The 9,703-nt window shown below is 37.3% G+C and carries 7 protein-coding genes; 4 read left to right on the top strand and 3 right to left on the bottom strand.

Features of this window, described 5'->3' with window-relative positions:
* Positions 1-145: 145 nt before the first annotated feature.
* Positions 146-898, bottom strand: coding sequence for a peptidylprolyl isomerase (locus tag ED2_RS13490; RefSeq protein WP_016176726.1), 753 nt, complete (start codon positions 896-898; stop codon positions 146-148).
* A gap of 185 nt (positions 899-1,083) precedes the next feature.
* Here ED2_RS13490 and ED2_RS13485 point away from each other — a divergent pair, with 185 nt between their 5' ends.
* Complete coding sequence (locus ED2_RS13485; RefSeq protein WP_005877551.1) at positions 1,084-2,175, top strand: DUF871 domain-containing protein; 1,092 nt, start codon at positions 1,084-1,086, stop codon at positions 2,173-2,175.
* A 185-nt stretch (positions 2,176-2,360) separates the two neighbouring features.
* Here ED2_RS13485 and ED2_RS13480 read toward each other — a convergent pair whose 3' ends face one another.
* On the bottom strand, positions 2,361-3,332 hold the full coding sequence (locus ED2_RS13480; protein ID WP_016176725.1) for a hypothetical protein: 972 nt from the start codon (positions 3,330-3,332) through the stop codon (positions 2,361-2,363).
* A 195-nt stretch (positions 3,333-3,527) separates the two neighbouring features.
* Between ED2_RS13480 and ED2_RS13475 the strand changes: the two genes are divergently transcribed.
* Entirely contained in the window at positions 3,528-4,463 is a 936-nt protein-coding gene (locus ED2_RS13475; protein WP_005877554.1) for an alpha/beta hydrolase, read from the top strand.
* A gap of 1,003 nt (positions 4,464-5,466) precedes the next feature.
* A complete protein-coding gene (locus ED2_RS13470) occupies positions 5,467-6,702 on the top strand; it encodes a hypothetical protein (RefSeq protein WP_016176724.1) in 1,236 nt (411 codons plus the stop codon).
* A gap of 260 nt (positions 6,703-6,962) precedes the next feature.
* Here ED2_RS13470 and gap read toward each other — a convergent pair whose 3' ends face one another.
* A complete protein-coding gene (gene gap / locus ED2_RS13465; protein ID WP_016176723.1) occupies positions 6,963-7,973 on the bottom strand; it encodes a type I glyceraldehyde-3-phosphate dehydrogenase in 1,011 nt (336 codons plus the stop codon).
* Positions 7,974-8,293: 320 nt separating this feature from the next.
* On the opposite strand from gap, the gene obgE reads away from it, so the two are divergent.
* Positions 8,294-9,607 (top strand): GTPase ObgE, encoded by a 1,314-nt coding sequence (obgE, locus tag ED2_RS13460; protein WP_016176722.1) that lies wholly within the window; start codon positions 8,294-8,296, stop codon positions 9,605-9,607.
* Positions 9,608-9,703 lie beyond the last annotated feature (96 nt).

Below are 9,703 nucleotides of genomic sequence, written 5' to 3'. Positions count from 1 at the left end.
AAAAATAAAAATGTAATCGTAGAAATGAGATATTTGTTCTTATGAATACGACTTATTATTGGCATAATCTCTTCTAGTTCTGTCAGCACATTAGCTTGAAAAAGGGTGAGTCCAAAGCAATTTTGCTTTGGACTCACCCTTTCGTTTATTTTGCTTCTTGTAAAATATTGATTTTTTCGATCTTGATATCTTCCTTCGGTTTATCCGAACTATCTGTTTCAGTAGCGGCGATCGTGTCAACGACATCCATGCCTTCAATTACTTGTCCGAAGACAGTATATTGACCATCTAATGTAGGGTAGCCACCTTTTTTATAAGCATCGATGATTGCTTGAGGATAGTTATCTTTTAAAAGTCCGTCATGGACATCGTCAGAGTTTTGGACGATAAAGAATTGACTGCCGTTGCTATTCGGGTCTTGGCTGCGAGCCATTGATAGGGCACCACGGATATTGTAAAGCTGGTTTGAGATCTCTGTTTCAAAACCTTTGCCCCAAATACTTTCGCCGCCAGTACCGTCACCTTTTGGATCGCCTCCTTGGATCATAAAGTCTTTGATGACTCTATGGAAAGTCAACCCGTCATAATAGCCATCTTTGGCATGGGTCATAAAATTTTCTACGGCTTTAGGTGCAAGTTCTGGGAATAGTTTGATTTTAATCGTCCCTTTATTTGTGACCATCTCAACCAAATCTTCATTAGTTGCTACTTCATTCGTCAATTGTGGCAAAGTCAAAGAATTAAGATCCACGCTTTCTTTCGTGCTAGTTTCTGTTGTTTTTTCAGTGGAGTCATTTGTAGTTGAAGAAGAACTCTCTGAATTATTTTGTGTACAACCTGCGAAGAATAGTAAGGTTGCTGCTAATCCAATGCTTAAAAATACTTTTTTTGCTTTCATTTTTCTTTCCTTTCAAGTTGAAATTATTGTTATCTATAATGATAACAAACTATGGTACGAATACCTATCTTTTTACCTATAAAATTTTCGTTAAATTTTCTTTTAGAGGAAAGGTGTAGACCATTTGAAGCGCTTTTGTTATAATGTAAGTGGATACAAAAAGAAAACACAGGGGGATTTTATTGATGGGAAAATTAGGTATTTCGATCTATCCAGAACGTTCAACTTTTGAAAAGGATAAAGCCTATCTTGATTTAGCACATAAATATGGCTTTAAACGTGTTTTTACAAGTCTACTTCAAATCGATGGAGATAAAGAGCAAGTCTTAGCTGATTTTACTAAAGTCGTGGAGTATGCTAACAGCTTAGGGATGGAAGTAATGGTGGATATCAATCCAGCCTTATTTGATCAACTTGAGATATCATACGATGATCTATCTTTCTTTGATAAGATGGGCGCTTATGGTATTCGCTTAGATGTAGGATTTACTGGTGCTGAAGAAGCGAAGATGACGCGTAATCCTTATGGCATAAAAATTGAGATCAACATGAGCTCAGGAACGAACTATGTGGACAACATCATGAGCTATTCACCAAATACTTCAAACTTGTTAGGTTCCCACAATTTCTATCCTCATCGCTATTCTGGGTTAGGGTATGATCACTTTGTTTACTGCTCAGAAAAGTTCAGAAAGTATAATTTAAATACAATGGCTTTTGTGAACTCACAGGCTGCTGATTTTGGTCCATGGCCAACACAAGATGGTTTATGTACGCTAGAAGATCATCGCGACTTAGAGATTTCTACACAAGTCAAACACTTGATCCTGACAGGACTGATTGACGATATCTCTATTGGAAATGCTTACGCAAGCGAGGCTGAACTACAGGCGATGGCAGAAGCATTCCAAGCAGATTATCCTACATTGAAAGTTGATGTGGCAGAAGACATCACAGAAGATGAACGAATTTGTTTGTTCGACAATCTGCATAGTTACCGCGGTGACCGCTCGGAATATATCCTACGATCAACGATGACTCGTGTATATTACAAAGACAAACCGTTTCCTGCGCATAATACGCGTGATATGACCCATGGAGATGTATTGATCGATAACGAAGGGTATGGCCAATATAAAGGGGAAACACAAATTGCGTTGAAAGAAATGAAAAATGATGGACGCGTGAATGTCGTGGGACGTATTGCTGATGATGAATTGTTCTTGTTAGATTTCTTGAAACCATGGTCAAACTTCAAATTGATCGAAAATAAATAGTTGGCTTTGATACGAAAAAACAACCGCCAATGAACGATTAAAATTATACAATTCACAGTCCGGCTTCACCAAAAAATGGATAGAATAGACGGAAAGCCATCTCATGTTACACCTACTTTGATCGTAGGGAGAACATGAGATGCCTTTTTTTAGGAGAACAGCTATTTCTACTGGAAGGAATGCATCTAGCGGTCCTCTTTTTGTGAAAACAACTGTTTTTCATAGTTTTTTTCTAGTTGTGCGTTTTGCCAACGTGTTTCAAAGGCCTTTCTTTTTAGTACATGTAAATTATTTTTTTGATAAAGGAGGAAAAAGTTTTTCATCTGATTTTTGATTTCAGGGCTTAAACGGGGGTTATTCATCATTGTTTCACTAATTTTTTGATGCATGGTTTTTGTAGAAATGGGCCAAGTGATGATGTTTGTTTTTTTAGTATTTCTTGCCCAGAGTGCATATTGCAAGCCAAATTGGGATTGTTTAAGGTAGCAATTTCCGACCTTTTGTTCTTCTTTGAATAGGTAATCCAGTGGTCTGTTGGATTGGGCAATCTTGAGTAATTTCTTCTGGATAAAAAATTTCTCGTCGTGTTTTAAGTCGGGCATAAAAGCACTAGCGTTTAAATAAGTTGCTAATTGATGGATCTTTTTCATTGGAATAATAAAACGATGAACCGGAGCTGTGTACTTCAAAGGATAACTTAGGTGATACCGTGCCAGAGTATCAACAAGGTCGACATGTAATGATTCATTCTCTTTCTTTGTACAAACGAAGCAACAAGTGTGACCACTGTATTTTGATACATTGAATCCTGCTGGAAAAAGTAGGAAGGAATGTTTGTTTTCCGAATCTAACTTGGAAAGTGCTTTTTTTAAAAGCTGAACACTAGGATATACAGAAATACTTCGATAAATTGACTTAGCCACGGTCAACCGATTTTTTTTCTCGACAAACTTTCTTGAGTGATCATTCTTAATTATATTAAAATAGATAGAATAAAGTTCTTTGAGATCATCTGGGTGAGGGGTTAGTCGATTTTCTACTAGATCAAGAACTTGGTTATGTATTTCCAGCATTCGGTAACTATAATTGGGATCTTTGCGATAGGTGGCAGTAATGGTTTCGTTCCACGCAGTCTCGTCAGTTAATTTAGTATCCATAAGATCACTCCTTTTTATCTTAGCTTAACATCAAAAGAAAAGCGGGCAGAACTTTCTTTGATAAAAAACGAAGAATATGATCTATCTGTTATCAAGCTATCTGATTTTATTAGGTAGACTTGCATCTATGGGGCTGATTATTTATACTGATTTTAGAAAAGAGTGTTGGAACATTGAAATAAAGGAAGGTATGACATGAAACTTTGGATCAAAATAGCCATAGGAATCATCATAGTGATTATCGTGGCATTATTATTTGCAGGAAATTATTTTTATAATTACGCAGTCGTACCATCTGAAAAAGATTTTTTAGAAGACGACACACCAGGTACATCACAGGTAGTGAAGGAAACAGAAGCACAAAAATGGTTCAATGACAAAGAAAATCGCAGTTATTGGCACCTTACTTCCAAAGATGGCTTGAAACTTTCAGCCATTTATCTACCGGCAGCAACAAAAAGTGAGAAAACAGTGATTGCCGCTCATGGCTATATGGGCAACGCAGAAACAATGGCAAATTACGCAAAAATGTTCCATGACTTAGGCTATAACGTGTTAGTCCCAGATGCCCGCGGCCACGGAGAAAGCGAAGGAGATTACATTGGATTTGGCTGGCCAGAAAGAAAAGATTATGTCCAGTGGATCCATCAAATCATAGAAAAAGAGGGGCCATCGCAAAAAATCGTTCTTTATGGTATCAGTATGGGAGCAGCTACCGTTATGATGACTAGCGGGGAGAAACTGCCTGATAATGTAAAAGCAATCATTGAAGATTGTGGGTATTCTTCCGTTAGCGATGAACTTAGCTATCAATTAGATGACATGTTTCATCTACCGGCATTTCCATTGATCCCAGTAACCAGTTTGATGACGAAAGTCAGAGCAGGGTATTTCTTTGGCGAAGCAAGTGCGGTCGATCAGTTAGAAAAAAATACACGACCAATGTTATTTATTCATGGGGACGCGGACACCTTTGTTCCTTATGAAATGTTGGACAAAGTATATGATGCAACGAAAGGGCCAAAAGAGAAATACGTAGTCAAAGGTGCTGAACACGCAAAGGCATATTCGATCGATCCAGAAAAATACCAAACGGTTGTAAAAGACTTCTTAAATAAATATGTCCAATGATTTTCAGTTAAAATAAAATTTTTGTAATCCGTGTGCTTGAACGGAATAAACGAAAGTTTCTCCTAAAATCAACAAATGGTACTAAGCCGAATGATCCCAAGAATATTTCTTTTTGGTGATTGTTCGGCTTATTTTTTTATAGTTGAACACTTCATCGAGATGCGCAAGAAATGAGGTGGAGACAAAAGTCGTTTAGATCTGTCCCACTCTCGTAGATCAAATGAAACTGAGATTGGTTCGATCTGTCTGTGATATATAAAAAAGAAACATGTATAATCAAACTTATTTTTACTCCATACAAGACGTTTTTTTATGTGTTAAGGATATTTTTAACATGAACAGTCACTTTGTTGTTATTCTTTTAGTATAAAAATAGAAAGCGAGGGGGGATCGAGTGGGAAAAACTCAAAGAAATAAATTGTCGGCGGTGTAGAAAGTGTCAAACAATCGCACTATGGGGATAAGTGTGAAGAGTAGAATTCGAGGGATTCGGTAAAAAGTCGACTAGTTGCTGTTGAGTGGCTAGTCGTACGAACGGATGAGGAGAAAATCGTTGAAGGGAAAAAATTTCAACGATCCGATTCGATCAAGGTAAAAAAAGTGAAATAGTTAAAATACTGGTTACTTATTTGTTTATCACTAGCAAGCTTTACGTTGTAGACAAAAGTATCAATTTATTTTCTTGCGAAGAAGATAAGTAGATGCCTTTGTCTTTTTTTGTATGTACTCCAACCAAGGTGTTTGAGAAACAATCGTAGCTAGTATCTGTTTCTAATAGTCGATAGGCCATTTTTCATTAGTTATCTGCTAGGCTTATTCAAGGTGTAGCTTCTAGAGAAAACTAAATTTCCAGATGAAAATAAAAAAAGGACTATTTGTTTGGCATTACAAGATACACTAGTAGTCAGAAAGCTACATTAAATGTTGGAAAATATGCGAAATATACTAGTGGTCATAATGGTGGGAACAGCGAGCCATTGATAAAATATAGAGGAGGATCCAAATGGATGAGAAACCTTTGTTAGGAAAAAATTATCAAGTATCGGAAAAAAGACAGAAAAATATAGAAAAAGAATCTTTGAAAGAAAAATATCAGTATCAAAAAGCTTTAAATAGAAAAACTATCTCTCGCGAACAGAGGAAAGCGGAGGAGGAAACAAGGCTTTTTTTTACTGAATTATTCCAGAAGGATGAAGGACCTGAGAAAATCGAGCAGTATCATGCGAGAATGGTAGGTTTAGCGTGTAGTAAAAGTGAGAAGCAATCGTTTGTTAACGAAGAGTTTAAATCTTATTTATCCTATTGGGCAACTCTATTTAAAAACGGTAGCTTAACAAAAGACGCACTAAATCCGATGAATACTCCAAAAATATTGTTTCACCTATTGAGTGTTTCGCTAGAGAAGAGTGCAATATTTTTAACAAGTAAATATGGAACCATTCGTTCTTTATATGAATTGAGTGCAAATACCAAATCTTCTTTTTTAGTCTATCCAGCTTTTTTCACGTCTGAAAATACTAACAGGAGGAAAGTAGGTGGCGTCGTTATCCGTAAGTTCGATGACATCAACTATGAAATAATTGTCATAGATAAACATAATACTTATTTTAAGGATATAAGGAACAAAGAGTTAGAAAAATTTTTATCACAGGGGCCTAATGTTGCTCTAACTAGGTATCTTGTTCCAACCGTTAGAACACATCTTATAGCAGATCTGTTAACGTCAACAAGACAGAGCAATAATAAGTTTTCTACATATGATGGATTGGATAAGATAAGCGCACAGAAGGAATTTAGAAAATACGAAGAGGTAGATACCGTGGATAAAGGCGATATCAAAAATTTTGAATGTGCAGTAAATTATGCAGTTTGTTCGGCGATTTTCAATGAGGAGTTGCTAAAAGAACCGCAGATGCTTTCTCTTCCAGAAAATGTTGAAATCATCCATCAACTAGTTATTGATCATCTTACAGGCATCGAAAAAAATTCGCCGACATTTACAAGCAAACAGAAAAATAATCTAGCGATAGCGATAAAAAATATAAAGGCATCTGATCTTTCGTATGAAAAATCCTTTAGTATTCATGAAAAAAAGCAAATAGAGGAGAAAAAACTTAGTGCATTCCAAAAAAGTATGGACACAAACAAAAAACATCGGAAGTTGCCTGCTAAGTCAGGTGGAATAGACAATCCAGCCTTTTATGAAAAAGCACATTCAAGTGATTCACCTACTATTTAGTAGAGGAAAATGAACAGGCAGAACAAGCAGACAATCAGCAAAAAAAGTAGCGTTTCTACACAAAGTCAGGTTATAAAAAAAGATCAGTCAGTATTAGTGTAAAAAAAAAGAGTGCGTGGGACAAAACTAAAAATCAGTTTTGCCACAGACTCTCGAATAAACGGTGGGAGCAGAAGCAACTCCTTCGGAAATAAGCCGAAATTCTCGGAGTTAAACACTTCTGTCCCAACCTCTCTGTTTATGTCATTATTCAATTAAAATTAAAGGTTTGCAAATTTTTCTAATAGACGAATCATTTGGCAAGTGAAGCCATATTCATTGTCGTACCAAGCAACTGTTTTCACTAATTGGAAATCACCTGCTGTAGTTACTTCAGTTTGTGTTGGGTCAAAAATTGAACCTTGAGTCGTTCCGATAACGTCACCGGAAACGATTTCGCGATCGTCATAACCAAATGAAAGATTATCAACAGTATGTTTCTTGATTGCTTCGTTGACTTCTTCAGCAGTTACTTTTGTTTTTAAGATTGAAACTAATTCTGTTAATGAGCCATCAACGACTGGAACACGTTGTGCATGTCCTTGAAGTTTTCCTTGTAATTCAGGAATAACTAAGCCGATAGCTTTTGCAGCACCAGTTGAGTGAGGGATGGTGTTATCTGCTGCAGAACGAGCAGCACGTAAGTTACCACCTTTTACTGGGCCGTCTAGTAACATTTGTGTAGAAGTATAAGCATGGACAGTTGTCATTGTTCCTACTTCAATCCCAAATTCATTATTTAAAAAGTAAGCCATTGGTGCTAAGCAGTTTGTTGTACAAGAACCAGCAGAAATGATTTTGTCATTTGCATCTAACGTATCATCATTTACGTTATAAACGATCGTTTTCATTGCTCCGGCTGGTGCAGAGATCACGACACGTTTAACGCCTGCGTTCAAGTGAGCTTGTGCTTTTTCTTCAGAAGTGTAAAAACCAGTACATTCTAAAACAATATCGACACCATTTTCTTTAACCCAAGGGATCTTACTTGCATCAGGTTCAGCATACACGCGTGTAGTTTCACCATCAACTACGATTGAGTCTTCTGTTGCAGTAACTGTACCTGGATACGTACCGTGTGTTGAATCAAATTGTAACAATTGAGCCAACATCGTTGGGCTAGTTAAGTCATTGATTGCTACTACTTCAATATCATCTGATACTTCTTTGACACGGCGGAACGCCAAACGTCCAATACGTCCAAATCCATTAATACCTACTTTTACTGTCATAATCAAAAGTTCCTCCTTTATTTGGAGATTGTCGAATGCCCAATCTTCATTAATACATCTATTATTTTCCTCCTGTTGTTTTCATTTGTCAAAAAATTATACTTACAAAAGTAAAGTAACCTTAATTATTTCCGTTTTTGAGTCTTCGCAAGTAAGTAGGCAAGTCAAATCAGAGATAAAACAGACAAAAGGGAGAAACTTTGGCTGAAAAGATGGACAAAATGGCTTTTCACCGATAAAATAAATAGGACTTTTGTTTATTGTGGAAATTCAGGCAGTCAAGTAATTAAATATAAATAAATTAATAGGAGGACTTAAAGATGTCCATGTTTTTAGATCAAGTGACGATCGATGTGAAAGCCGGTAAAGGCGGCGACGGAATGGTGGCATTCCGCAGAGAAAAATATGTACCTGATGGTGGTCCTGCTGGCGGTGATGGCGGACACGGAGGTGCGGTGATCTTAGTTGTTGACGAAGGATTACGCACATTGATGGATTTTCGTTTCAACCGTCATTTTAAAGCTCAACCTGGAGAAAACGGGATGAGTAAAGGCATGCATGGCCGTGGATCAGAAGATACGTATGTCAAGGTGCCACAGGGAACAACAGTGAGAGACGCAGAAACAGGCGCTTTACTAGGTGATTTGATTGAAAATGGTCAAACGCTTGTTGTAGCAAAAGGTGGTCGCGGCGGTCGCGGAAATATCCGATTTGCTTCACCAAGAAATCCAGCACCTGAAATCGCCGAAAATGGCGAACCAGGTCAAGAAAGAAAAATCGAATTAGAATTGAAGGTACTGGCTGATGTAGGTTTGGTTGGTTTTCCTTCTGTAGGTAAATCTACACTTCTTTCAGTGATTTCTTCAGCTCGTCCGAAAATCGGTGCGTATCATTTTACGACCCTTGTTCCGAATCTCGGCATGGTTACAACCAGCGATGGCAGAAGTTTTGCAGCCGCTGATCTACCAGGTCTGATCGAAGGAGCTTCCCAAGGCGTTGGACTGGGAACTCAATTTTTACGTCACATCGAACGTACGCGCGTTATCCTACATGTGATCGACATGAGTGGGATGGAAGGAAGAGATCCATATGAAGATTATTTAGCGATCAATCATGAATTATCTTCTTATAATCTACGTTTACTCGAACGTCCACAGATCATTGTTGCAAATAAAATGGATATGCCAAACGCTGAAGAAAACTTGGCAAAATTCAAAGAGCAATTGAACAAAGAAAAAACAGACGAGTTTGCAGATGACATTCCTGTTTTCCCAATTTCAGGCGTGACTAGAAAAGGAATTGATCCATTATTGAATGCAACAGCGGATCTACTTGAGGTTACACCAGAATTCCCTCTATATGATGAAGAAATCGAGGAAGAAACAGTACAATATGGCTTTAATCCAGATGAGCCAGAATTCAAGATCGACCGTGATCCAGATGCTACTTGGATCTTATCTGGTGAAAAAATCGAGAAATTGTTCCAAATGACAAACTTCGACCATGATGAAACAGTCATGCGCTTTGCCCGTCAATTACGTGGAATGGGTGTTGATGAAGCTTTACGTGCTAGAGGAGCTAAAGATGGCGACCTCGTAAGAATCGGCGAATTTGAATTTGAATTCGTTGAATAATGGTAATTTGTTTTAAGTAATAAAATAAGAAAAGTTTGTTTTTGAGTATCTAAAGAGTGAGAGAAAAGTAGATTTGCTTTTTTCTTGCTCTTTTGG

Source organism: Enterococcus durans NBRC 100479 = LMG 10746, from assembly GCF_001544215.1.
Classification (GTDB): Bacteria; Bacillota; Bacilli; order Lactobacillales; family Enterococcaceae; genus Enterococcus_B; species Enterococcus_B durans.
The sequence above is the reverse complement of the archived record's forward strand: the minus strand, read 5'-3'. Positions and strand labels throughout refer to the sequence as shown.

Coding starts and splice junctions, on each gene's coding strand:
- ED2_RS13470 (WP_016176724.1), top strand. CDS start 5,467: ATGGATGAGAAACCTTTGTTAGGAAAAAATTATCAAGTATCGGAAAAA.
- ED2_RS13490 (WP_016176726.1), bottom strand. CDS start 898: ATGAAAGCAAAAAAAGTATTTTTAAGCATTGGATTAGCAGCAACCTTA.
- ED2_RS13480 (WP_016176725.1), bottom strand. CDS start 3,332: ATGGATACTAAATTAACTGACGAGACTGCGTGGAACGAAACCATTACT.
- ED2_RS13475 (WP_005877554.1), top strand. CDS start 3,528: ATGAAACTTTGGATCAAAATAGCCATAGGAATCATCATAGTGATTATC.
- gap (WP_016176723.1), bottom strand. CDS start 7,973: ATGACAGTAAAAGTAGGTATTAATGGATTTGGACGTATTGGACGTTTG.
- obgE (WP_016176722.1), top strand. CDS start 8,294: ATGTCCATGTTTTTAGATCAAGTGACGATCGATGTGAAAGCCGGTAAA.
- ED2_RS13485 (WP_005877551.1), top strand. CDS start 1,084: ATGGGAAAATTAGGTATTTCGATCTATCCAGAACGTTCAACTTTTGAA.